Source organism: Microbacterium resistens (genome assembly GCF_021172025.1).
In the GTDB taxonomy this organism is placed as follows: Bacteria; Actinomycetota; Actinomycetes; order Actinomycetales; family Microbacteriaceae; genus Microbacterium; species Microbacterium resistens.
This window is the reverse complement of record NZ_CP082781.1, coordinates 2,268,684-2,292,413: the sequence shown is the minus strand read 5'-3', so window position 1 is coordinate 2,292,413 and position 23,730 is coordinate 2,268,684. Positions and strand designations below refer to the sequence as shown.

Genomic DNA, 23,730 nt, shown 5'->3' with positions numbered 1-23,730 from the left:
CGTGACTCCGCGGAAATGGTCATGGTTGGTCGCGGCTGGTTGAGGGTGGTTTCAGCCGAGCGACCGGCACGATGGGGTCGCTCATGGGGTCGTGCGCCTGCGGAGACGGTCAGCCATGGGCGCCGCGTTCCGATCGATCCAGGTCCGGGCGGTCTCCGGGAACAGTTCGCGAGTTGGGCCGAGCCATGCAGACCGGAACCGCTCGACGGTCTCGTCGACGATATCCAGAATGTCTTCAGTCCCGACGTGTAGCAATCTCTGGAGCCGCTCGAAATCTGAGCGCGATGCGCGGCCTGGCAGCTTGCTTCCACCGAGCTTCAAACCGAGGTCGTCTGGCGTAGCGGCGTCGTAGTAGCCGCCGGTGGAGACGATGTCGTACGCCGGAGATATCTCGGGGCGACGGCCGTCCGAGTAGATCAGAGACCAGTTCTTCAGATGTGCATCTCCATTGCCGATCAGCAGGTTGAACGCCAGACGTCGAACGAACTCGCGGAGTGACTTGTGATCGTGCCCGCGGTAGAACAGACCGCCGACGGTTTCAAAGGATCCTTCATATTTCTGATTAGGGTAAAGCCCGCGAACCTGTGCCAGATCCTCGATGTGGATTCGACCGCCCTCAGGCGTCCGGTCGAAGCGAGCGATCGAATAGGCAAGATCCTCCTGACCTGGCCACATTACATCGGGTACGGGCGGGAGCTCATCGCGATGGATGAGCTCAATCGCAGGGCAATCGATCCCGACTTCCCTGGCAAGGCTCATGGACGCGTATTCGTTAGACGGAACATCACGGTAGACGGCGTCGGGGAACTTCACGATCCAGTCGCCGAGCTCATTGGCGGCGGGGATGCTCAAACGGTCGCCACTTCTCAGCATGGAGAACTTGAGCCCAACGCCCGCGAGCGAGAACTTCCACGGCGACTGTGGCGTTCTCGTCGAGAGAGAACGTTCGATGGGCAAGCCAATTTCATCGGCATCGGGAACTTCGTCGAGGGGTGAGACCACAACAGCACCAGGAAGATCATGGCCGATTTGGAGGAGCAGCTGAAGCTCTCGGTCAACGTTGACACCCCGATCGTGGGCGATCCAGTTTCGAAGAGGTCCCTCCGGTAGAAGATTCGAAAACCAGGTTGGAAGTCGTAATGCTGCCTGAGGAGACTGGCGGGGATTGTTCTCAAACCAGAGGCCCAGTACGGTGCGCTCCGGATCTTCCCAGTAGTCAGACTCAAAGACGAAACGTGCGACGTCGCCTCGTTGTAGAAGCGTTCCGACGCGCTTGCCGGCTAGGGCAACGGAGTGAGCGGCGACGATCATGCTGGGGTGGAGGGCTCAGCGACGGTGAACAGTTCTTCGTCAGCGGGCTCGTCATCGATGTTGTCAAAGTCAAACGACTCGAGTGGAGGGGTCATTTCAAGGCCGGTCCCCGTCTTCTCGGCCACGAACCGTGTCAGATGGTTGCTCAACAGAATTGCGCGCTCGGTAAGGAACTTCTCGGTCCGCCCATGAGCAAGATGCCCGATGAGATCGGTTGTGAGGAGATGCGACGAGAGGGCGTTCTCAGAGAGACCTTCGAGGAAGGAAGTTCTATCGCTTACCGCCAGCACCCGGTTGGCAGCGTTCGTGGCTGGCGTGCGCGCAATGAGCTCAAGCGCCACGTCTCGTGGTGACGTTTCGGATTCGAGAGCGACGGCGAGATCGCTGTGTGTGAGCGGCACTCCCGTGGCAGGGTTAACCGGATTGAGAGCCCAGAGAGCCCCCAAGATGAGTTTCCCTGAGGACTTGTTGGTACGAAATGCAGTCACGCTCGGGACAGCCGGACCGCGATCGGTATGTGTGGCTTCGAGGAGTCGTTGTACGCTGCCGGTTTCGTCATCAGGTTGGACAAGATTCGCGAGCGAGCGAATATTCGCTGTCGAGCCTGTGTATCCCAGCGGCTCCGACAGAGTCGTTGATCTCCATACCCACCGGGAGAGAAGTTCAAGATTCCTCGCCGCAGGTGCTGGAAAGTGCGCGAAGAATCTCGCGAGCACAAGCAAATGGAAGCGGAATGGAACAAACGTGCTATGGGGAATTCCTGCATCTGTCTGAAGGAAGCGCACAACGCGGTAAAGCGCATCTTCGCCTCGATGGTACGCGTCCGCCTGCGAGTCGGTGGAGAAGTTGACTGCCGCATCACGGTCACCGCTGAACTCGGATCGCACGTTGCGAGTGAGGTCCGGGTGTCGAACAACGAGGATGGCTTGGTAGATCGTTTGGTCCGGGAGGCGGCCAAACTCAGTACGGGTGTCGAGGCGATCGGCAATCGCAGACATGGAAAGCTGATCGGAAGACTTGCCGCCGGTTCCGTGGATGGCGTCGAAGATTTCTGAGCCACGTAGGCGTTTCCCGGCCGAATTAATACGGTCGAAGATATCACGCAGGAGCGCTTCGTCTCCTTCCTCGATGATGGAAGCAGAAACTTGCACGTCGCGAAGAAGGCCCGTCAGCCGCTGAATTTCCGCAGCATGCTCAGCGGCATCCGGATTTGCCTGAAGCCAAGCAAATGCGCGCCCCAGATCGAATAGCTCAGGCAACGGGATCGCGAGTTCGTCCTTGACGTCACGCGTCAGGGTGAATCGTCGCTTGGCAAGCACGTAGGAAACCGCAAATCGTTCGTCTTGAGATGCGGCGGGGTCGACGGCGTTGACAAGGCTCGTGATCCTCTGCTGGCCGTCGATGACCCACAGCGCGTCCGCGCGAGCGCCTGCATCGACCTCCAGCGCACCGATCGTGAGTCGGCCCTTGGGCGCGTCTCGACGCCAAAGGAGCAGACCCCCAAACGGGTAGCCGCGCAGAATGCTGTCGAAGAGCGCCAGGACGTCGCTTGCCGTCCATCGGAATGAGCGTTGGAACTCTGGGATGCGGATCTGGCCTGATCGGACGAGCGCAGCGAGTTCCTGAATGCGGAAGACCTGGTTGCGTGAAGTTGTGGCCTGCTCAGACACGAGATCCCTTTCGCCGGTCCTTCACAGTCTCACATTCTGGTCGGACATCGAAAGCTCCGAACGTGGTCGTCGGCCGTGAGGACAGTCCGGACCGCAGCGAAGCGAGGACCGGACGGACCGCAACGGTCCGCGAACAGCCGGCCGGAGGCTGGCCTTGAATGAGCAAAGAAGGTTCTCACAGGTCCCAGTCACTTCGCAGACCGCCGAACGCGGGTGGCCGTCGCCTTGACGTCCTCGGACTTGACCTCACGGGCCTCGAACCGCCGGTGCCACTCGTTGAACACCTCCAGCAGCTCTGCGTCGCGGCGCTTCAGCGCCGTGGTCATGAACGACGAAAGATCGTCGATCGGCCGGGTGATCCGCTCATCGGCGGGATTACGAACGAAGCCGAGCTGTTTTGGTGCGTTCTCGCCGAACAGCGCCGGGAACTCTTCAGAGACGATGGTGCGCATCCGCTCGCGCAACTTCAGTTGCTTATCGAGGGCAGGGCTGATCCCCTTGAGGTCGCTGTCGACAACGGAAAGGAACGGCTCGAGCACGACGTCGACTAGAGGATCCGCCTTGAGCAGCTCTCGAACGGCCTGCACATGCTGCTCGTCGTAGCGGTGGCGAAGCGCGCTCGGTGAGACGCGCTGCCATTTGGCGAGTGCCGAGAGCTCAGGGCGCGGATCGGCGACAGCCTGGCCATACGCGATCAGAAGGGCACGAATTTCCGCCGAGCGATCCGCCAGTTCGGTGCTAACCCCCGCGATGCGCTGGAGCCACTCTTCCGTGCCGTCATCGGGTGGATTGGTCGCCGTGGGCGTCCAGCGCGGCGGGGCTGAGCGCTCGACGTCTGCCGCGGGGTTGGTCTGCACGTTCGCGAGGTTGGCAAGCAGCCCGGCGACCGACGCCGGTATCTGTAACTGATTCAGATTCTTGCCCATGCGATGAGACTGCGGGATCCCGTGCCGCAAAGTACTTGTGCAAAGTACTGTGGCAAACGTAAGGCAACCATCTCTAGTTGAGAGAAGCCAGCGATGGCACTTCAGTCAGGCATCCCGGTCAGCTTCGAGGCGTACTTCCCGCGTGGAGCCTTCATGGTTGGCGAGGTCGAAGCGGTCGTGAAGTGGCCGGACGGCCAGCATCGGGGGCAGGACCCCGAGGAACACGGGACACCCGCTCTGGCAGGTTCGCGTCATCGACGCCAATCCCGAAGCGCGCAAGGGACAGAACGAGGTCACTGCGGGGCTCTGAGACCGATCGGAACGAGCGCCTCAGAAACCGCCCCGCACCCGGACAAGACGAAACCCCCGCGATGTAGAAGCTACGCGAGGGTTCCTGGGGTGATTGTAACGATCACCCTTGTGGCTCCGACCGGCATCGATCCGGTGACCTTTCGATTTTCAGTCGAACGCTCTACCAACTGAGCTACAGAGCCGCGCGACCGGCGAACCTGTCGCGTCCTAGACGAAGAGCCTCCTCGAAAGAAGGCTCATCGCTCGGAGCGACCCTGACGGGACTTGAACCCGCGACCTCCGCCGTGACAGGGCGGCACGCTAACCAACTGCGCTACAGGGCCAGAACTATGAAATTGTATCGGATGAGTGACCCCAACGGGATTCGAACCCGTGCTACCGCCGTGAAAGGGCGGCGTCCTAGGCCGCTAAACGATGGGGCCGCAGGCGATCCCGAGGGCTCACTTGCCGACGCTCAAGCATAAACGACTCGTCCGCCAAAACGCGAATCGAGGGCGCGTCGGCCCGGATCCCGGGCGTGTCCAGGGGAGGATGGCCAGCGACGGCGTGGGTCCACCGGGCTCCGGATCGGCACGCACGCCGCGCCGGACATCCTCACTCCGCTCCCTCTACACCTGTTGCGAATGTGATGGATGTTGTTACTGTGACTTCTGTGAAAACGGCGAAAGGAGGCCGTGTGAGCGACCCGAAGAACGTCGCCAGCGACCCGAACGTCGACGACGTCGCCTGCGGCTGTGCCCCCACGGCCGCCGAGAAGAGTGCCTTCTGGCCCTCTTCCCTGCGCGTCTCTCGGCGCAGCGCCCTGGGGATCGGTGCACTCGGTATCGCCACCATCGGAGCCATCGGCGCCGGGTTCGGCAGCGCGTCCGCGGCTTGGGCCCAGGACTACCCCTCGTGGGACGACGTCCAGAACGCCATGAACAACGAGGCCGCGAAGGCCGCCGAGATCGAGCGGATCCAGGGCCTCATCGCCGCGCTCACGCAGCGCGTCGCGGAGACCAAGGCGGCCGCGGAGGCCGCGGGCAACGAGTTCTACGAGGCGCAGCAGGCCTTCTTCGACGCGGCTCAGCGTGCGCGGGACCTCCAGACGCAGGCCGACGCGCAGGAGCAGCTGGCCACCGAGACCGCCCGCGAGGCCGGGAAGGTCGCAGCCCAGCTGTACCGCAACGGCGGCGACAACACCTCGCTGGAGCTGTTCTTCGCCGGATCCGCAGCGAGCGCCGACGAACTGCTGCAGAAGCTCGGGCAGATGGATCGTCTGCTCACGCGCAACCAGGCCGTCTACGACAAGGCCGTCGCCGCCCGCAACTCCGCCCAGAGCCTCAGCGACCAGGCCTCCGCCGCCCGGGACGAGCGCGACCGCCTGCAGAAGATCGCGGAAGACAAGATGCGCAAGGCGCAGGCCGCGGCCGACGCCGCTGCCGCCGCGCTGAAGGACCAGCAGGATCACATGATCCAGCTCGAGGCCCAGCTCGCCGCGCTCAAGGACACCACCTCCAAGACCCTCGCCGACTACCAGAAGGGCGAGGAGGAGCGCCGCCGCCAGGAGGAGGAGCGGCGCCGTCGTGAGGAGGAGGAGCGCCGCCAGCGCGAGGAAGAGGACCGTCGGCGCCGCGAGGAGGAGCAGGCCAACAACCCGCCGCCTCCTGCCCCGTCCGGAGACGGCGGCGGCGGGGGAGGCGGCGGAGGCGTCGGCCCCGGCAACGGCTGGGTGCGTCCGCACGGCGGGTTCCAGTCCTCCGGGTACGGTCCCCGGATCCCGGACTGCGACGCCTGGGGCTGCTCGTCGAGCTTCCACCGCGGTGTCGACCTCGCCAACGGCTGCGGCGCGCCCATCTACGCCGCGCACGATGGCTGGGTCGAGGGCGCGTTCTGGAACGGCGGTTACGGCAACTACATCAAGATCGACCACGGCGACGGCATCGCCACCGGCTACGCGCACATCGTCGACGGCGGCTTCGCGGTCAGCGGCGGGCAGTGGGTGTCGGCCGGCCAGGTCATCGCCTACGCGGGGAACACCGGCGGATCCTTCGGCTGCCACCTCCACTTCGAGGTGTACCAGTGGGGCGACGCGATCAACCCGATCTACTTCATGGAGGAGCGCGGCGTCTACATGGGCTGAGCCCGGATGCCGCGTCCACCGACGTGAAGACCCCCGGCCGCCGAAGCGGACCGGGGGTCTTCTGCGTCTGCGGGATCCGCGGGTCAGTGCCCCTCGGCGCCGAAACGCTCGATCGCCTCGTCGAGGATGCGCTGCGCCTCGGCGGCGTCGCCCCACGCGTCGACCTTGACCCACTTGTTGGGCTCCAGGTCCTTGTAGTGCTCGAAGAAGTGCTCGATCTCCTTCTTCGTGTACTCGGGGAGGTCGCCGATGTCCTGGATGTGCGCCCAGCGCGGGTCCTTCGAGAGCACCGCGACGAGCTTGTCGTCGCCGCCGGCCTCGTCGCTCATCTTCAGCACCGCGACGGGACGCACGTTCACCACGACGCCCGGGAAGATCGCGTGATCCAGCAGCACGAGCACGTCGAGCGGATCGCCGTCCTCGCCCAGCGTGTTGTCGAAGTATCCGTAGTCGGCCGGGTAGCCGAAGGTCGTGTACAGGACGCGGTCGAGGTGGACTCGCCCGGTCTCGTGGTCGACCTCGTACTTCACGCGGCTGCCGCGCGGGATCTCGATGACGGCGTCGTGTGCGCCCATACGTGTGCTCCTTGATAAGACGGTTGGATGCCGCGACAAGCCTACTCGCGTACCTCTCGAGTCCTTCTCGCCCCCTTCTCGACAGGGGCTTCTCGAGAACTACGATCGGAGTCGTGCCCGACCGCCCCCTCGCCCCCGCCGTCGCCGAGATCCGCCTCGCAGTTCGGACGGCCCTGGCCGCCCTCGACCCCGAGCCCTCCGCCGTGGTGGTCGCCCTCTCCGGCGGCGCGGACTCCCTGGCTCTCGCCGCGGCCACCGCGTTCGAAGCACGTCGCCGCGGTGTCCGGACGCTGAGCGTCACCGTCGACCACGGGCTCCAGGACGGATCGGCCGACGCCGCACGACGGGCAGCCGCGGCGGCCACGGCGCTCGGGCTGGAAGCGCACGTCGAGCGGGTGACGGTCGCCGCCGACGGAGACGGGCCGGAGGCGGCGGCGCGCACGGCGAGGTACGCCGCGCTGCGTGCGGCGGCGGCGAGAGAGGGTGCCGCGGTGCTCCTCGGGCACACCCTGGACGACCAGGCCGAGACCGTGCTGCTGGGCCTGGCGCGGGGATCCGGCGCCGCGAGCCTGCAGGGCATGGCGCCCGTGCGCACCGACGAGGACGGCGTGCGATGGCTCCGTCCGCTGCTCGGGGTCCGGCGGGAGACGACCCGAGCCGCCTGTTCCGCGGAGGGCCTCTCCCCGTGGGAGGACCCCCAGAACGCGGATCCGCGGTTCTCCCGCGTCCGGGCGCGCGAGCGCGTCCTTCCCGTGATGGAGGAGGAGCTGGGGCCGGGGATCGCCGAGGCGCTCGCGCGGACCGCGGAGCAGCTGCGGGAGGACGCCGAGGCGTTCGACGAGATGATCCACGAGACGATCGAGGACATCGTCGAGCACGCCGAAGCAGGGATCTCCGTGAGCGCCGCGGCGCTCGCCGCCAACCCCGCGGCGCTGCGCAACCGCATCATCCGGCTGGTCGTCGACAGCGAGTTCGGCGTCGCGCTCACCCGCCGGCAGACCCTCGAAGTGGCTCGGCTGGTGACCGAGTGGTCGGGTCAGGGGCCGATCGACCTGCCCGCCTGCACCGCGGCCCGCGTCGGCGGGCGGATCGTGTTCGCTGCCCGCGCCTGACCGTTTCGTCTCGCTGCGCTCGCTCAACGACCGGTGGGGTGGGCGCGTTTCGTCTCGCTGCGCTCGCTCAACGGCCGGTACTTCCTCCGGTCGTTGAGCGAGGAGCGCAGCGACGAGACGAAACGCGGTGACCCGGCGTCGGGCGTGGCGCGTCTCGTCTCGCTCCGCTCGCTCGACGACCGGAGGGGGTGAGGCTACTTCTTGCCGCCGAAGAGGCCGCCGAGGAGGCCCCCGATGTCGATGCCGCCGCCGGAGCCGCCCGACGACCCCCCGCCGAGCATCCCGCCGAGGCCGCCGAGGATGTCGCCGAGCCCGCCGCCGCCAGAGCCGGAGGACCCGGAACCGCCGCCGAGGAGACCCCCGAGCACGTCGCCGATGCCGCCGCCCGTCGAGGCGCCCTCGGCCGCAGTGCCGCCGGCCGGCGCCTTGCCCTTGCCCGCGTTGGCGATCAGACCCATCACGATGGGCGCGAGGATCGGCAGGAGCTTGCCGAAGTCGATCCCCGCGGTCTTCGGTTCGTTCGTGAGGGTCTCCGCGACCTGCTTCTTGCTGTCGCCGAACACGTGGTTCACGATCTTCTCGCCGTCGGTCTGGTCGACGTCGTCGACCTTCGCGGCGCCGGAGAACCCGCCGTGCTTGCTGAGCGCGGCCTCGATCGCAGCGGACCCCTCGCTGGTCTCGGCGTTCTTGGCCAGGCCGCCCACGAGGACGGCGCTGCCCTCCTTGACCGCCTGGCGGGCCACGTCCTGGCTCACGCCGAACTTCTCGGCGATGTCGTCGATCGGCACCTGCTTGAGGATCTCGTCGAGGTCCATGTTCTTCCCTTCCCCCGGGTCATCGGGAGTCTTCCGGAAGACAGGCGACCGCCCGTCTCTGTGCTCACCGTAGTGCGGAAACCGAGGCCGTGACGAGATCCCTTATCGTGATTCCGGTATGTCCGAGGGCGGCCCAGCCCGTCGCATAAAATCGATCCATGCGCGCTGCGGACATCCAGGACGACCTATCCGAGATCCTCGTCACCGAGGAGCAGATCCGCGAGAAGCTCGCCGAGCTCGCGCAGCTCGTGGCCGCGGACTACGAGGGCAAGGACCTCCTGCTCGTGGGCGTGCTGAAGGGCGCGGTGATGGTCATGGCCGACTTCGCACGGGAGCTGCCGTTCCACGCCCCGATGGACTGGATGGCGGTCTCCAGCTACGGCGCGAGCACGAAGTCCAGCGGCGTGGTGCAGATCCGCAAGGACCTCGACACGGACCTGCACGGGCGCCACGTGCTCATCGTGGAGGACGTCATCGACTCCGGCCTCACGCTGAGCTGGCTGCTGGAGAACTTCGAGTCCCGCGGGGCGGAGTCCCTGGAGGTGCTGGCGCTGCTGCGCAAGCCCGATGCGGCCAAGGTCCACATCGACTGCAAGTACGTCGGCTTCGACATCCCGAACGAGTTCGTCGTCGGCTACGGCCTGGACTACGCCGAGCGCTACCGCAACCTGCGCGACGTCGCGGTGCTCGCCCCGCACGTCTACTCCTGACGCACCGCTACTCCTGACGCACCGCGCCCCTGACCCCGCGCGCGGTGCTCCGCGGCATCGCCGCAGCCCCGTACGCCGTGGGCGAATCCCCAGCGATGGCAAAGCCGCACCGCGATACGCTGAACGGATCATGGACGTGAAGAAGCTCACCCGCAATCCGCTGATCTACGTGGTGCTGATCGGCGTGCTGCTGATCGGCGGATTCATGCTGATCTCGAGCCTCGGCGCCGCCAAGCAGGTCAGCACCAAGGAGGGGCTGGAGCTGCTCGGCAAGGGCACGGTCACCGAGGTCGTGATGACCGACGGGGACCAGCGCGTCGACATGAAGCTCTCCAAGCCCTTCGAGGGCGCCGAGTCCGTCCAGTTCTACTACGTGTCCGAGCGCGCCGGCGAGGTCATCGACGCGATCAACAGCGCCGACCCGAAGGACGGCTTCAACGACGCCGTCCCGCAGCCGACGTGGTTCGACGGGTTCCTGTCGCTGCTGCTGCCGATGCTGCTGCTCGGCCTCCTGTTCTGGTGGCTGCTCTCCTCGGCCCAGGGCGGCGGCGGCAAGATCATGCAGTTCGGCAAGTCCCGGGCGAAGCTCGTGAGCAAGGAGACCCCGACGGTCACCTTCGCCGACGTCGCCGGGGCCGACGAGGCGATCGAGGAGCTCCACGAGATCAAGGAGTTCCTGCAGGACCCGGCCAAGTTCCAGGCGATCGGTGCCCGGATCCCGAAGGGCGTGCTGCTGTACGGCCCTCCCGGAACCGGAAAGACGCTGCTCGCCCGCGCCGTGGCCGGAGAGGCCGGCGCCCCCTTCTACTCGATCTCGGGATCCGACTTCGTCGAGATGTTCGTCGGCGTCGGCGCCTCGCGCGTGCGTGACCTGTTCACCCAGGCCAAGGAGAACTCCCCGGCGATCATCTTCATCGACGAGATCGACGCGGTCGGCCGTCACCGCGGTGCCGGCCTCGGCGGCGGCAACGACGAGCGCGAGCAGACGCTGAACCAGATGCTCGTCGAGATGGACGGCTTCGACCCGAACGCGAACGTCATCGTGATCGCGGCGACCAACCGTCCCGACATCCTCGACCCGGCGCTGCTGCGGCCCGGCCGCTTCGACCGCCAGATCGGGGTGGACGCCCCTGACCTCAAGGGCCGACAGCGGATCCTCGAGGTGCACGCGAAGGGCAAGCCGCTGGCGAACGGCGTCGACCTCGAGGTCGTCGCCCGCAAGACGCCGGGCTTCACCGGAGCCGACCTCGCGAACGTGCTGAACGAGGCGGCGCTGCTCACGGCCCGCTCCAACGCGCAGCTCATCGACAACCGCGCCCTCGACGAGGCGATCGACCGCGTCATCGCCGGCCCGCAGCGGCGCACCCGCGTGATGAAGGACAAGGAGAAGCTCATCACGGCGTACCACGAGGGCGGCCACGCGCTCGCGGCGGCGGCGATGAACTACTCCGACCCGGTGACCAAGATCACTATCCTCCCGCGCGGGAAGGCCCTCGGCTACACGATGGTGCTGCCCGTGGACGACAAGTTCTCGGTGACCCGCAACGAGCTCCAGGACCAGCTCACGTACGCCATGGGCGGCCGCGTGGCCGAGGAGATCGTGTTCCACGACCCGACGACCGGGGCCTCGAACGACATCGAGAAGGCCACCGACATTGCCCGCAAGATGGTCACCGAGTACGGCATGACCACGCAGGTCGGCCCGGTGAAGCTGGGTTCCGGCTCCGGGGAGATGTTCGTCGCCCGCGACATGAACCGCGGACGCGACTACTCCGAGTCGATCGCCGAGACGGTGGACGCCCAGGTGCGTGCGCTCATCGAACAGGCCCACAACGAGGCCTACGAGGTGCTGAGCGCCAACCGCGACGTCCTGGACCGGCTCGCCCGTGAGCTGCTCGAGAAGGAGACGCTCGACCACAACCAGATCGCGGAGATCTTCCAGGACGTGAAGAAGCTCCCCGAGCGGCCCCAGTGGCTGAGCAGCGAGGACCGCCCGGTGTCCCTGCTCCCGCCGATCGAGATGCCGGTCCGCGGCGTCGAGGCGGGCGCGGCGGCGTCGACCGAGGCATCCCCGTCGTCCGCGTCCGAGCGCAAGCCCGGCACCGCCGGCGGAGGGCACGCCCGCCCCGCGACGGCCTGACCGTGTCCGTCGACCGGGAGCGCGTCGCCGCCCTCACCCGCGAACTGCTGGAGGCGATCGGGGAGGACCCGGAGCGTCCGGGACTGAAGCAGACGCCCGCACGGATGGCGGACCTGTACGCGGAGTTCTTCGCGGGTGTCGGCGAGGACCCGGGGGCGCCGCTGGCCCACACGATCAGCGTGTCGCACGGACCGGCGCCGGAGACCGTGCCGTCCGGCGCCGTGCTGCTGCGCGACATCCGGTTCCGCTCGGTGTGCGAGCACCACCTGCTGCCCTTCGCCGGGCACGCCCACATCGCGTACCTCCCGGGCGAGCAGGTCGTCGGCCTCGGCGCGCTGGTGAAGGTGGTCGAGGTCCTCGCGTCCCGCCCGCAGGTGCAGGAGCGGCTGGGAGAGCAGATCGCCGACACGATCGCGGCGCACCTCGACGCGCGCGGGGTGCTCGTCGTGCTGGACGCCGCGCACGGGTGCGTCACGATGCGCGGCGGCAAGCAGCCCGAGGCGTCCACCCTGACCATCGCGGCCCGCGGGGCGTACGCCGACCCGGTGGCGCGCGCCGAGCTCATCGCGCTCATGGGCCCGTCCACGGCGGTGGGCGCGTCTGGTCCCGCCGGGGACGCGCGATGACCGCGATCTGGGGCATCGTCAACGTCACCCCCGACTCGTTCAGCGACGGCGGGCGCTACCTGGATCCCGACGCGGCGCTGGCGCGGGGACGGCTGCTGCGTGCGCAGGGGGCCGCGGTGCTCGACGTCGGCGGGGAGTCGACGCGGCCCGGCGCCGAGCGCGTGGATCCCGCCGAGGAGCAGCGCCGGGTGCTGCCGGTGATCGAACGCCTCGCGGCCGAGGGGATCGCCGTCAGCGTCGACACGCTCAACGCGACCACCGCGGTCGCCGCGGTGGCGGCCGGGGCGCGGATCGTCAACGATGTCTCCGGCGGGCTCGCCGACCCGGACATGCTCGTCGCGGTGGCGGAGACCGGCGCGGACATCGCGCTCGGGCACTGGCGCGGGCCGTCGTCGGACATGTACGCCCGGGCGGAGTACGGACGCGTGGGGCGCGAGGTCGCCGCCGAGCTGCGGGGCCGGATCGAGGCGGCCGCGGCGGCGGGGATCGCCCCCTCGCGCGTGATCGTCGACCCCGGCGTCGGCTTCGCGAAGACCGGCGAGCAGAACTGGGAGCTGCTGCGGGACCTCTCCGACGTGGTCGCCCTCGGCGCGCGGGTCCTCGTCGGGACGTCCCGGAAGCGTTTCCTCGCCTCGGCGCTGGGCGATGACGCCGACGAGGCGCGTCGGGATCTCGCGACCGCGGTCACCAGCGCGCTGGCCGCGCGTGCGGGCGCATGGGCCGTGCGGGTGCACGACGTCGCCGCCACCCGGGACGCGCTGGCCGTCGTCGCCGCCTGGGACGGCTGAGTCCGCACGCTCCCTCGCCGTCCCGCTCCTGCGTTCGCTGACGGCGCGAACCCCGCGCCGCGCGGATCCGTCGCCGTAGGCTGGGGGTATGGAACCCCTCGACGAGATCGTGCTCACCGGTCTGACGGTGTTCGGCCGTCACGGCGTGTACGACCACGAGCGCGCGGACGGCCAGGAGTTCACGATCGACCTGCGCCTGAGGCTGTCCCTGCGGGAGGCCGCCGCGTCCGACGACGTCGCCGACACCGTGCACTACGGCGAGCTCGCCGAGCGGGTCGCGGCCGTCGTGGCAGGGGAGCCGGTGGATCTCATCGAGACCCTCGCCGCCCGCATCGCGGACGTCGCGCTCGCGGACCTGCGGGTCCGCAGCGCGCAGGTCACCGTCCACAAGCCGCACGCCCCCATCCCGCTGAGCTTCCAGGACGTGGCCGTGACGATCACCCGGGGGAGGCCGGAATGACCCGCCGCTTCCCGCCGATGCCCGCACCGGACCCGCGCCCTTCGCGGGAGCCGGTGCGCGCGGTCGTCGCGCTGGGGTCCAACCTCGGGGACCGCGCGGCCACGATCGACGACGCCGTCGCGGCGATCCGCCGCCTCCCGCTGGTGCAGGACGTCACGGTGTCCGCGCCGTTCGAGACGGTGGCGCTCCGCCCGGACGGCCCGGACCCGGACGCCCCGGGATACGTGAACGCCGTCGCCCTGGTCACGACCCGCCTCGGACCGTCCGTGCTCCTGGGCATGCTGCACGCGATCGAGGAGCAGCACGGGCGTGTCCGGACCGAGCGGTGGGGCGACCGCACCCTGGATCTGGATCTCATCGCGTACGGAGACCTCCGCAGCGACGACGAGCGGCTGCAGGTGCCGCATCCGCGGGCCGCGGAGCGCCTGTTCGTGCTCGAGCCGTGGCTCGACGTCGACCCCGACGCGGTCCTTCCCGGCCGCGGTCGCGTCGCCGACCTCGCCGCCGCGCTGCGGAGCGCCGGGGGCGCCGGATGAAGCGCACCTCGGTCGTCGTCCTGCTGATCGTCGCCCTCGCCGGGGGAGCGGTCGGCTTCCTCGTGGACCACGCCCTGACGACGGCCGGCAGGGCGACGTTCACCCCCGCGGTGGGGCTGCCGATCCTGCTCGTCCTGCTCGGGATCGGCGTGCTCGTCGTGGCCTGGCCGATCCGACGCAGCACCCGGGCGCAGATCGCCGCGGCGGACACCGGCGTGCGCGCGGCACGGGTGGACCCGTTCCGCGCGTTCCGGATCGCGATGCTCGCGCGGGCGTCGAGCCTGCTCGGGGCGGCGGTCGCGGGCTTCGCGGCGGGGCTGGCCGCCTACCTCCTCACGCGGCCGGTGCCTCCGCCGGTAGGCTCGATCACGGCTGTCATCGCCACGGCCGGGGGCGCGATCGTGCTCGTGGTCGCGGCGCTGATCGCGGAGCACTTCTGCACGCTCCCCACCGACTCTGGGCCGCACGACCCCGCCTCCCCCCGGGGAGCCGGGATGGAGGAAGACGATGACGAACACCCCGGATCCGCACCCGTCGCAGGACGGTGACGGCCTGACGCCGCCGACCCTGCCGGTCGCGCCTCCGCCGGCTCCGGCGCCCGCACCGCCGGCTCCCGCATCGCCCGCCCCCGCCGCGCCGTCGTCCGCGCCGGACGGTCCCGCCGTTCCCCCGCCGCCGGTCGCGCCCGCGACGCCCGCCCCCGCCGCGCCGGACGGTCCCGCCGTTCCCCCGCCGCCGGTCGCGCCCGCGACGCCCGCGCCTGCCCCCGCGACGCCCGCGCCGGCGGCTCCCGCCACAGCGGCACCCGCGCCTGCCCCCGCGCCGGCCGCGACGCCCGCGCCGGCGACGCGGCGAGAGGCCGCCGCTGCGGCGGCCGCCGTCCCCGCCGAGACGACGGCAGTCCCTGGCTCCGCGACCGCCGCCGGGGCCGGGGAGGCTCCGCGGGCCGCCGCCGTGCTCGACCAGGACGTGTTCACGACCCTGCGTCAGCCGAAGTCGCCCGGTGCGCTCGCGCTGGACGGCGTGTGGCATCAGATCTCGCCGCGGTACGTGACCTCGCAGCTGCTGCAGAACGTGCTCTTCCTCGCCGTGGTCGTCGTCGCGGCGCTCGTCCTGGTCTTCGTGCTGGACCAGCCCTGGGCCTGGATCCCCGGAGGGATCCTCGCCGTGATCACCGTCGTGACGCTGGCGATCCTGCCCCGGCAGGCCCGGGCGATCGGGTACATGCTGCGCGCGGACGACATCGTCTTCCGGCGGGGCATCCTCTGGCAGCGCATGATCGCTGTGCCCTACGGCCGCATGCAGCTCGTCGACATCACCCACGGCCCCCTCGATCGTGCGTTCGGCATCGCGAAGCTGAAGATGGTGACCGCCGCGGCGACCACCGGGGTGGAGATCCCCGGCATGAACCAGGCGGCGGCCGAGGCCCTGCGTGACACGCTGATCGAAGTCGCCGAGACCCGCCGGACCGGGCTGTGAGCGTGCTTCCTCCGTCGTCCCCGCCCGCGGGCGGCGAGCCCTCCGCACCCGTGACCACCGCGGACGGGACCCTTCCGTCGGGCGGGTCCTCCGAGCTCGCGGACGGCGAATGGCACCGGATGCATCCGCTGACCCCGCTGTTCAAGGGCGGGCTGGCGCTGATCGTCATCCTGGGTCTCGTCGTCGCGAACCTCCGGGACAAGGTCGTCCACTGGGTCATCGGGCTCTTCTCGCCCGAGGCGTCGCGCGTGGAGGTGGGCGGGGACCCGGTGGACTGGGTGCTGTCGAACAACCTCGCGCTGGTGGCGCTGCTCGGGGTCTTCGTCGTGCTCGTCGTCCTGATCCTCATCTTCTGGATGGTGTGGCGCTTCCAGCAGTTCCGCATCACGGGTGAGCACGTCGAGGTGCGCAAGGGCATCGTCTTCCGCTCGCAGCGGCGCGCTCCGCTCGACCGGGTGCAGGGGGTGAATCTCACGCGGCCCTTCCCCGCCCGCCTGATCGGGATGGCGAAGCTGGAGGTGGTCGGTGCCGGAACCGACGCGAACGTCGCTCTGGAGTATCTGTCCACGCCGAAGGCGGAGGCCGTCCGGATGGACATCCTCCGCCTGGCCTCCGGCGCACGTCGCGCCCGCGAGATCGCGCGCGGCGGCGATCCCGCCGTCGCCGGGAACGCGCAGGACGCCCGTTCGGCCAGGGCGCAGCTCGTCGAAGGCGTGAACCAGGGGGTCACCGGGATCATCGCGGGCGTCGACATGGACGATGTCGCGCCGGAGAGCATCCTTCGGATCCCGACCGGCCGCCTCGTCGGCTCGCAGCTGCTGTCGGCCGTCATGTGGCTGGTCTTCTTCGCGGTGCTGTTCGCCGTCGTCATGGCGTTCGTGTTCCCCCCGATCGTCGCGAACGAGGGCCCGGCGGGCGCTGCGATCCTCCTCGGCGTCGCGCTCGTGACGGGCCTGCCGATGCTGTTCGCAGCGGTCGCGATCACGTGGGCGCAGATCGCGAAGTCGCTGCGGTACTCGATCGCGCCCACGCCGGACGGCGTGCGGATCACCTTCGGCCTGCTCACCACCGTCACCGAGACCATTCCGCCGGGACGCATCTTCGCCGTCGAGGTGTCGCAGCCGCTGCTGTGGCGCCCGTTCGGGTGGTGGACCGTCAAGATCAACCGGATGTCCGGCAAGAGCGCGTCGGCCCAGCAGTCCAGCACGGCGCAGCAGTTCAACGTGGTGCTCCCGGTCGGTGCCCGCGCGGACGTCGAGCGCGTTCTCGGCCTCATCCTCCCGGACGCCCCGCACGAGGTCGTGCCCCTGATCTGGGAGCACGGCGTGCTCGGCCCCGTGGCGGGCGACCCGTACCGCACCATCCCGGCGCGAGCCTGGTGGCGGCGGCCGTTCTCCTGGCGGCGGCACGGCATCGCGCTGACCGACTTCGCGCTGCTCATCCGCCGCGGGCGCATCTGGCGCAAGCTCGCGCTGTTCCCGCTCGCGCGCCTCCAGGGCTTCTCGGTCGAGCAGGGGCCGATCGACCGTGCGCAGCGCGTGGCCAGCGGCCGACCGCACTCCGTCACCGGGCCCGTCACCGGCGATGTCTCCGGCATCGAGCGGGATGTCATGGTCGAGCTGCTCGACGCCGTCAGCCGAGCGGCGGCGCGCGCCGCGGCCGAGGACCGCGGACACCGATGGGCGGAGTCCGGCGCGGGGACGCCGCTCGTCGCCGACGCCGCCGGACCCGCGACGCCGTGAGCCGTGACGGGCGCCTCGCCGTCGGGATCGTCGGCGCGGGGCGCGTCGGGCCGGTCCTGGGCGCCGCGCTGGCCGGTGCCGGGCATCGTCTCGTCGGGATCACCGCGGGCTCCGACCCCGACCGGGTGGCGGCGATCCTGCCGGGCTTGGAGGTGCGGGAGGCCGACGCGCTGGTGCGGGACAGCCAGCTCGTGGTGCTCGCGGTGCCCGGCGAGCAGCTGCCCGGGCTGGTCGCGGGGCTGGCCGAGGTCGGGGCCTGGCAGCCGGGGCAGCTCGTGCTCCACACCGACCCGGCCTTCGGGACCGAGGTGCTCGAGCCTGCGGTGCAGCGCGGGGCGATCCCGCTCGCGGTCCATCCCGCGATCACCTTCACGGGGACGACGCTGGATCTTCGCCAGCTTCAGGCGTCCTACGCCGCGGTGACGGCGCCGCCGATGGTTCTGCCCATCGCCCAGGCCCTCGCGGTGGAGCTCGGATGCGAGCCGGTCGTGATCGAGGAACAGGACCGGGCCGCGTACGCGGAGGCGATCAGCACCGCGTCGACCTTCTCGCGCGCCATCGTGGGTCAGGCCACGGGCATCCTCCGCGGGATCGGCGTGGAGAACCCCGGCGGCTACCTCTCGGCCCTCGTCTCCTCGGCGGTCGAGCAGGCTCTCCGCGACGCCTCCGACCCGCTGGAGCCGCCGGCCGTGGGCTGACGCAGTGGTCCTCGCCGCGACGAGCGCGGCGAGGGCACCCCGCGGAGAGCGGCGGAGGGCGCCGGTAGACTGGACGGCGACTTCCGAGGAGCCCCACCCATGACTGACGCGCCCGCGCAGACCCCCGCCGTCGACCCGTCGTCCGGCACCGACGCCGCCGAGTCGGCCGAGGACACCTTCGAGCAGCGGGCGGTGCGTCTGGCCAAGCGCGAGCGGCTGATCGCCGAGCGCACGGACGCGGCGGGGGGCGCCTTCCCCGTGGCCGTCCCGGTGACGCACACGATCCCGCAGCTGCGGGCGGAGTACGGCGAGCTGGAGGCCGGCGCGGAGACCGGCGCCGTCGTGGGCATCGCCGGTCGCGTGGTGTTCAGCCGCAACACCGGCAAGCTCTGCTTCGCGACGCTGCAGGCCGGTGACGGATCCCGCATCCAGGCGATGATCTCGCTGGCCAACGTCGGCGAGGAGTCGCTGCAGCGGTGGAAGGAGCTGGTGGACCTCGGCGATCACGTGTTCGTGCACGGCGAGGTGATCTCCAGCCGCCGTGGCGAGCTGTCGGTCATGGCCGACGACTGGATGATCGCTTCCAAGGCCGTGCTGCCGCTGCCGAACGTGTACGGGGAGCTGAGCGAGGAGAGCCGCGTGCGCAGCCGCTTCCTCGACCTGATCATCCGCGATCAGGCGCGGACGACGGTCCGCGCCCGGGCCGCGGTGAACGCGAGCCTCCGGCAGACCTTCACCGCGCACGGCTTCCTCGAGGTCGAGACGCCGATGCTCCAGGTGCAGCACGGCGGCGCCTCGGCGCGCCCGTTCATCACCCACTCGAACGCCTTCGACACCGAGCTGTACCTCCGGATCGCGCCGGAGCTGTACCTGAAGCGCGCCGTCGTCGGGGGCATCGATCGCGTCTACGAGATCAACCGGAACTTCCGCAACGAGGGCGCGGACTCCACGCACAGTCCCGAGTTCGCGATGCTGGAGGCGTACCAGGCCTACAGCGACTACAACGGCATCGCGGACCTGACGCAGGAACTGGTGCAGAACGCCGCGATCGCGGTGGCGGGATCCACCACGGTCACCTGGGCGGACGGCACCGAGTACGACCTCGGCGGCGAGTGGGATCGCATCTCGATGTACGACTCGCTCTCCGCCGCGGCAGGACGCACGTTCTCTCCGGCCGACCCGCTGGACGAGCTCGTGGCCTTCGCGCAGGCCCACGGCGTGGAGGTCCCGCCGCAGGCCACGCACGGCAAGCTCATCGAGGAGCTCTGGGAGCACTTCGTCAAGGGCGGTCTGGAGCGGCCGACGTTCGTGATGGACTTCCCCGTCGACACCTCGCCCCTCGTCCGTGAGCACCGGTCGATCCCGGGCGTCGTGGAGAAGTGGGACCTGTACGTGCGCGGCTTCGAGCTGGCCACCGGGTACTCCGAGCTGGTCGACCCGGTGATCCAGCGCGAGCGCTTCGAGGAGCAGGCGCGACTGGCGGCGCGGGGCGACGTCGAGGCGATGCGCGTGGACGAGGAGTTCCTGCGCGCGCTCGAGCACGGCATGCCGCCGACGGGCGGGATGGGCATGGGGATCGACCGTCTGCTCATGGCCGTGACCGGTCTCGGCATCCGCGAGACGATCCTCTTCCCGCTCGTTAAGTAGCGTCCCGGCGGACGGGCACTCCGCATCCGGCGGCCGCTTCGCCGTGGTCATGCCCCCGCCCGGGCGAAGGCCCAGTCCGGCAGCGGCGATGCGTTCAGCAGGCGCCGGAGGAGACCCGCGAACGAGTGCTCCGGGTCGATCAGCAGAGCCTGGTCCAGGTGGTGCGCGGCGGGCGTCGAGCGCCCCAGCGCCCAGGAGAGCCATGCGGCGGCGGCCAGCGCCCCGGGGCGGGCTCGGCGCGGCGCGACGGCCGCGGCGCTCCGCGCGAGCGAGAGCGCCAGTCCCAGCCGGTCCGGGTCCGGTCGGGCACCGCGTCCGAGCATCACCTCCCCGATGTCGGCCGGGAACGAGCCCGGATCGAGGTCGAACGCGATCTGCGCCTCCAGCGCGCGCTCGCCGTGCGCCTTCCCGCGGGCCCACTGGATCAGTGCGACGTCGCGCAACGCCGGCCGGGCGAGGACGGCGATCAGCGCGGCGACGGTGAAGGGCGGCAGGTTCTGCGGTGCGTCCAGGAGGTCCTCGAGGAACGCCGGCAGGTCGTCGAGCGCGAGCGTCGCCGCGAAGGCGCGAGGGTCCACGCGCGCGGAGGCGCATCGCGGGTACCCGGACGACAACGCCTCCTCCACGTCCTCCCACGCGCGTCCGATCCGTTCCTTCTCCGCGAGATCGGCGGGCGGCAGTTGGCCACCCGTCGTCTGGTCGCCGGTGGCCGGCGCGAGACCCGGGACGGCCGGAGCCGCCGGGAGGTCCCCGAGATCGTGGCGGACGCGGTCGGGGTCGAGATAGTCGCCCCAGGCGTCGGGCCCCACGCAGAGCGCCTCGACGATGCGCAGTCCGCAGGCCGTGGCGCGCAGGAGGAGGTCGTCCATGAGCGCTGCGCCGGGAAAGGGGGAGGGCGACGCGTCCTCCCCGGCGGTGAGCGGCTCGTCCCGGTACAGCACGACCGCGAGTGCGTCGGTGTCGGGCACCCGGCAGGCCAGCCCCACCGCCGTGGCGGCGAACCGTTCCCGCGCCTCCGTCGCGACGGGATCCTCGCCTGCGCTCGGGCCCGGGACCGAGCCGGGCTCGGAGCCGCGCTCGGAGCCGGAGTCTCCCTCGGGCAGGTCGAAGCGGATGGCCCCGGCGGTGCGCCGGCCGGCGAACGGGAGCAGGACGGCGCTGCGGCGCGGGGTGAAGCCGGACAGGACGGGGACGAGCGCGAGGAGCTCCGCGGCTCCGGACGCCTTCAGGATCGTGGTCATGTCAGGATCCTCCGCGACCGCGGGATCACGGAGCGGCCCGATCCCGCGATCGGTGGGCAACCGCGTGCCGTCCCTCGGGTGTGGAGGACGAGGAGCGCTCGATTGGACTGCGACGGGCAGGAGGGCAGCGGGCAGGGCAGGCAGGGCAGGGCGCGGTCACTCGCAGCCGGAGCCGAGGCGCGGCGCGTACGATGGGGTCATGGACGATTTCTGGGCTGCGGCGGCGTGGTCGATCATTCCGACCCTCGCGGTGCTCGTCGTCTTCTTCGTGGTCCTTCGGGGCATCCTCCGCTTCGACCGCACCGAGCGCCGTACGCACGCGCGCATCGAGGCCGAGGAGCGAGCCGCCCGCGGTCTTCCCCCGCGTTCCTGAGCCGCCGGAACCCCTGAGCCCGAGGCGCGCGGGCCCGGTCCGCCGAGGACACACAGCGCAGCGCCCGAGGCGTGTCCGCGCGGCCCGCTACTGTGAGACGAAGCCGCCGCCGTGCGGCCTGCGTACGGGAGAGCGATGACCATCGATGCGTGGCCCTGGTGGGTGGTGGCGATCGCGCTGGTGGTGGACATCACCATCCGCGTGACCGCGATCATCGTCGTGCCGCGGAACCGACGCCCCACGGCGGCGATGGCGTGGCTGCTGGCCATCTACTTCATCCCCATCGTCGGGGTCTTCCTGTTCCTCCTCATCGGGAACCCGCGGCTGCCCCGGGCGCGGCGCCGCAAGCAGGAGCAGATCAACGAGTACATCGCGGACATGAGCGCGAGCCTGGCCGTCGGCAGCCTCCGCCCGAACGCCCCGGAGTGGTTCGACGCCCTCGTGCGCATGAACAAGCGCCTCGGCGCGCTGCCGCTCACCGGGGACAACGGCGCGGAGCTGATCTCCGATTACCAGGAGTCCCTGGACGCGATGGCCGCCGCCGTCCGCCGGGCGAAGGACTACGTGCACGTCGAGTTCTACATCCTGCAGGCGGATGCGGCGACCGACGACTTCTTCCGCGCCCTGGAGGAGGTGGCCGCGCGGGGGGTGACCGTGCGCGTGCTGCTGGACCACTGGGCCAACCGCTGGAAGCCGCGCTACCGCCAGACGATCGCCCGGCTGGACGCGATGGGCGCCCACTGGCAGCTCATGCTCCCCGTGCAGCCGCTGCGGGGGAAGACCCAGCGCCCGGATCTGCGCAATCACCGCAAGCTCCTCGTCGTCGACGGCGACGTCGCCTTCCTCGGCTCGCAGAACGTGACCGACTCCAGCTACAACCTCCCGAAGAACATCAAGCGCGGCCTGCACTGGGTCGACCTGATGGTCCGCCTCGACGGCCCGGTCGTCGCGAGCGTCAACGCGGTGTTCCTGTCGGACTGGTACAGCGAGACCGGGCACGTGCCGGACGACCTGGACTTCCTGCGCGCCGAGGCGGGCAGCGGCGACCTGGACTGTCAGATCGTGCCGTCCGGTCCCGGGTTCGAGGTCGAGAACAACCTGCGTCTGTTCCTCAGCCTGCTCTATGCGGCCAAGCACAAGATCATGATCGTCAGCCCGTACTTCGTCCCGGACGAGGCGCTGCTGCTCGCCGTGACCGCGGCGTGCGACCGCGGGATCCAGGTGGAGCTGTTCGTCTCGGAGGAGGGCGACCAGGCGATCGTCTACCACGCGCAGCGCAGCTACTACGAAGCGCTGCTGCGGGCAGGGGTGCGGATCTGGATGTACCGCAAGCCGTACATCCTGCACACCAAGAGCCTCACCATCGACGACGACATCGCCGTCATCGGGTCGAGCAACATGGACATGCGCTCGTTCGGCCTCAACCTGGAGATCTCCATGCTGGTGCGGGGAGAGGAGTTCGTGGAGGACGTGCGCCGCGTCGAGGACCGCTACCGCGAGCTGAGCCGCGAGCTGACGCTGGAGGAGTGGATGCAGCAGCCGCTGCGCTCGACGGTCCTGGACAACCTCGCGCGACTGACCTCCGCGCTGCAGTGACGGCGGCCTCGACGGCAGCGGTGCGGCGGGGAGCGCGCCCATCCTCAGCACCCTCCCAGTGCGGGTCCGGGTGACGCGAGGGTCTCGCGTCTAGCATGGGCCCCATGAGGATTCGATCGGCTCTTGCAGCAGTGTCCCTCGCGGCGGCGGCGGTCGTCCTCGCCGCCTGCTCCGGCGGTCCCGGGGGGACGGCGGCGCCGACGACGGTCCCCACCGAGTCCTCGACCGCGCGGCCGGGCCCCGACCTGGAGACCGCGGCGACGTGGCTGGACGGCGGCCGGCTCGTCGGACTCGTCACCTTCGGCTCCTCCAGCTGCGTGCCGCAGGTCGGCGACGTCAGCGCCGAGGGGCAGCAGCTGACGGTCGAGCTGGTGCCGACGACTCCGGCCGATGCCGTGTGCACCGCGGACTACAGCCCCCGAGCCGTGGCGGTCGCGGTCCCCGACGGCGTCGATCCGACGAAGGACGTCGTGATCTCGATCACGGGGGACGAGGCCGCCGGACAGGTCGCGCTCGCCGGCGATCCCGCCATGACCGCGGCCGGCACTCCGACGGACTACCGGCCCAGCGCCGGGTGGTATTCGGACGCCGGCGCCGTGCTGCTCACCTGGGGCTCGTCCTCCTGCGTCCCCGAGATCGAGCGGGCGCAGATCGGCGAGACCGGCGCGACCCTGACGTTCCGGGACCTCGACCGTCCGTGCACGATGGACATGCAGCCGCGGGCGACCGTGGTGGGCCTGGGCGGCACGGCCCTCACGCAGGAGGGCTACGTCCTGACCCTGACCGGAGGCGGGCTCGACGGCGAGGTCACGGTCGGCGGGGCTCTCCCCGGACGCTGACCCCCGTCCACG

23 protein-coding genes and 3 tRNA genes are annotated in these 23,730 nt (G+C 70.1%); 17 read left to right on the top strand and 9 right to left on the bottom strand.

Going from position 1 to position 23,730, the window contains the following annotated elements; all coding sequences use genetic code 11:
• Positions 1 to 81: 81 nt before the first annotated feature.
• From K8F61_RS10930 to K8F61_RS10905, 6 genes are all read right to left on the bottom strand, one after another.
• Positions 82 to 1,311, bottom strand: a complete 1,230-nt coding sequence (locus tag K8F61_RS10930) for a type II toxin-antitoxin system HipA family toxin (RefSeq protein WP_231819132.1) — start codon at positions 1,309 to 1,311, stop codon at positions 82 to 84.
• Positions 1,308 to 2,981 carry a DUF262 domain-containing protein gene (locus tag K8F61_RS10925; RefSeq protein WP_231819131.1) on the bottom strand — a complete coding sequence of 558 codons (1,674 nt, stop codon included), beginning with the start codon at positions 2,979 to 2,981 and terminating at the stop codon, positions 1,308 to 1,310. Before K8F61_RS10925 ends, K8F61_RS10930 begins: the two co-directional genes overlap by 4 nt.
• 188 nt (positions 2,982 to 3,169) lie before the next feature.
• Positions 3,170 to 3,907 (bottom strand): hypothetical protein, encoded by a 738-nt coding sequence (locus K8F61_RS10920; protein ID WP_231819130.1) that lies wholly within the window; start codon positions 3,905 to 3,907, stop codon positions 3,170 to 3,172.
• Positions 3,908 to 4,328: 421 nt separating this feature from the next.
• Positions 4,329 to 4,401 (bottom strand) — tRNA-Phe (locus K8F61_RS10915).
• Between the two features lie 67 nt (positions 4,402 to 4,468).
• A tRNA-Asp gene (locus tag K8F61_RS10910) sits at positions 4,469 to 4,542 on the bottom strand.
• Between the two features lie 26 nt (positions 4,543 to 4,568).
• Positions 4,569 to 4,641, bottom strand: a tRNA-Glu gene (locus tag K8F61_RS10905).
• A gap of 254 nt (positions 4,642 to 4,895) precedes the next feature.
• On the opposite strand from K8F61_RS10905, the gene K8F61_RS10900 reads away from it, so the two are divergent.
• The gene (locus tag K8F61_RS10900) at positions 4,896 to 6,341 is read left to right on the top strand and encodes a M23 family metallopeptidase (RefSeq protein WP_231819129.1); all 1,446 of its coding nucleotides are present in this window, start codon (positions 4,896 to 4,898) and stop codon (positions 6,339 to 6,341) included.
• 83 nt (positions 6,342 to 6,424) lie between these two features.
• On the opposite strand, the gene ppa is transcribed toward K8F61_RS10900, so the two are convergent.
• Positions 6,425 to 6,916, bottom strand: a complete 492-nt coding sequence (gene ppa / locus K8F61_RS10895) for an inorganic diphosphatase (RefSeq protein WP_067244122.1) — start codon at positions 6,914 to 6,916, stop codon at positions 6,425 to 6,427.
• A 104-nt stretch (positions 6,917 to 7,020) separates the two neighbouring features.
• On the opposite strand from ppa, the gene tilS reads away from it, so the two are divergent.
• Both tilS and K8F61_RS10885 read left to right on the top strand, forming a co-directional pair.
• Complete coding sequence (tilS, locus tag K8F61_RS10890) at positions 7,021 to 8,028, top strand: tRNA lysidine(34) synthetase TilS (RefSeq protein WP_372449949.1); 1,008 nt, start codon at positions 7,021 to 7,023, stop codon at positions 8,026 to 8,028.
• A 33-nt stretch (positions 8,029 to 8,061) separates the two neighbouring features.
• Positions 8,062 to 8,220 carry a hypothetical protein gene (locus tag K8F61_RS10885; protein WP_231819127.1) on the top strand — a complete coding sequence of 53 codons (159 nt, stop codon included), beginning with the start codon at positions 8,062 to 8,064 and terminating at the stop codon, positions 8,218 to 8,220.
• Positions 8,221 to 8,222: 2 nt separating this feature from the next.
• On the opposite strand, the gene K8F61_RS10880 is transcribed toward K8F61_RS10885, so the two are convergent.
• Positions 8,223 to 8,843, bottom strand: coding sequence for a DUF937 domain-containing protein (locus tag K8F61_RS10880; RefSeq protein WP_231819118.1), 621 nt, complete (start codon positions 8,841 to 8,843; stop codon positions 8,223 to 8,225).
• Between the two features lie 158 nt (positions 8,844 to 9,001).
• Between K8F61_RS10880 and hpt the strand changes: the two genes are divergently transcribed.
• From hpt to lysS, 11 genes are all read left to right on the top strand, one after another.
• Positions 9,002 to 9,553, top strand: coding sequence for a hypoxanthine phosphoribosyltransferase (gene hpt, locus K8F61_RS10875; RefSeq protein WP_067250451.1), 552 nt, complete (start codon positions 9,002 to 9,004; stop codon positions 9,551 to 9,553).
• 130 nt (positions 9,554 to 9,683) lie between these two features.
• On the top strand, positions 9,684 to 11,693 hold the full coding sequence (ftsH, locus tag K8F61_RS10870) for an ATP-dependent zinc metalloprotease FtsH (RefSeq protein ID WP_067250448.1): 2,010 nt from the start codon (positions 9,684 to 9,686) through the stop codon (positions 11,691 to 11,693).
• Between the two features lie 2 nt (positions 11,694 to 11,695).
• The gene (gene folE, locus K8F61_RS10865; RefSeq protein ID WP_231819109.1) at positions 11,696 to 12,319 is read left to right on the top strand and encodes a GTP cyclohydrolase I; all 624 of its coding nucleotides are present in this window, start codon (positions 11,696 to 11,698) and stop codon (positions 12,317 to 12,319) included.
• Positions 12,316 to 13,107 carry a dihydropteroate synthase gene (gene folP, locus K8F61_RS10860; protein WP_231819107.1) on the top strand — a complete coding sequence of 264 codons (792 nt, stop codon included), beginning with the start codon at positions 12,316 to 12,318 and terminating at the stop codon, positions 13,105 to 13,107. Before folE ends, folP begins: the two co-directional genes overlap by 4 nt.
• Before the next feature lie 88 nt (positions 13,108 to 13,195).
• Positions 13,196 to 13,567 carry a dihydroneopterin aldolase gene (folB, locus tag K8F61_RS10855; protein ID WP_231819098.1) on the top strand — a complete coding sequence of 124 codons (372 nt, stop codon included), beginning with the start codon at positions 13,196 to 13,198 and terminating at the stop codon, positions 13,565 to 13,567.
• Entirely contained in the window at positions 13,564 to 14,103 is a 540-nt protein-coding gene (folK, locus tag K8F61_RS10850; protein WP_418888047.1) for a 2-amino-4-hydroxy-6-hydroxymethyldihydropteridine diphosphokinase, read from the top strand. The genes folB and folK overlap by 4 nt, the downstream gene beginning before the upstream one ends.
• On the top strand, positions 14,100 to 14,651 hold the full coding sequence (locus K8F61_RS10845; RefSeq protein ID WP_084344907.1) for a DUF3180 domain-containing protein: 552 nt from the start codon (positions 14,100 to 14,102) through the stop codon (positions 14,649 to 14,651). Before folK ends, K8F61_RS10845 begins: the two co-directional genes overlap by 4 nt.
• Before the next feature lie 421 nt (positions 14,652 to 15,072).
• The gene (locus K8F61_RS10840) at positions 15,073 to 15,582 is read left to right on the top strand and encodes a PH domain-containing protein (RefSeq protein WP_231821545.1); all 510 of its coding nucleotides are present in this window, start codon (positions 15,073 to 15,075) and stop codon (positions 15,580 to 15,582) included.
• Between the two features lie 50 nt (positions 15,583 to 15,632).
• Positions 15,633 to 17,324 carry a PH domain-containing protein gene (locus K8F61_RS10835; RefSeq protein WP_231819082.1) on the top strand — a complete coding sequence of 564 codons (1,692 nt, stop codon included), beginning with the start codon at positions 15,633 to 15,635 and terminating at the stop codon, positions 17,322 to 17,324.
• A complete protein-coding gene (locus tag K8F61_RS10830; protein ID WP_231819054.1) occupies positions 17,321 to 18,022 on the top strand; it encodes a DUF2520 domain-containing protein in 702 nt (233 codons plus the stop codon). Before K8F61_RS10835 ends, K8F61_RS10830 begins: the two co-directional genes overlap by 4 nt.
• A gap of 99 nt (positions 18,023 to 18,121) precedes the next feature.
• The gene (gene lysS, locus K8F61_RS10825; RefSeq protein ID WP_231819052.1) at positions 18,122 to 19,669 is read left to right on the top strand and encodes a lysine--tRNA ligase; all 1,548 of its coding nucleotides are present in this window, start codon (positions 18,122 to 18,124) and stop codon (positions 19,667 to 19,669) included.
• A gap of 47 nt (positions 19,670 to 19,716) precedes the next feature.
• Here the strand turns inward: lysS and K8F61_RS10820 are convergent, their stop codons facing one another.
• Positions 19,717 to 20,910 (bottom strand): DUF4192 family protein, encoded by a 1,194-nt coding sequence (locus K8F61_RS10820; RefSeq protein WP_231819041.1) that lies wholly within the window; start codon positions 20,908 to 20,910, stop codon positions 19,717 to 19,719.
• Positions 20,911 to 21,109: 199 nt separating this feature from the next.
• Between K8F61_RS10820 and K8F61_RS10815 the strand changes: the two genes are divergently transcribed.
• The 3 genes from K8F61_RS10815 to K8F61_RS10805 all read left to right on the top strand — a co-directional run bounded on the left by K8F61_RS10815 (position 21,110) and on the right by K8F61_RS10805 (position 23,718).
• On the top strand, positions 21,110 to 21,283 hold the full coding sequence (locus K8F61_RS10815) for a hypothetical protein (RefSeq protein ID WP_169797634.1): 174 nt from the start codon (positions 21,110 to 21,112) through the stop codon (positions 21,281 to 21,283).
• 135 nt (positions 21,284 to 21,418) lie between these two features.
• Positions 21,419 to 22,879, top strand: coding sequence for a cardiolipin synthase (gene cls / locus K8F61_RS10810; RefSeq protein ID WP_067242839.1), 1,461 nt, complete (start codon positions 21,419 to 21,421; stop codon positions 22,877 to 22,879).
• Positions 22,880 to 22,983: 104 nt separating this feature from the next.
• Entirely contained in the window at positions 22,984 to 23,718 is a 735-nt protein-coding gene (locus K8F61_RS10805; protein WP_231819040.1) for a hypothetical protein, read from the top strand.
• The last annotated feature ends 12 nt before the right edge of the window (positions 23,719 to 23,730 follow it).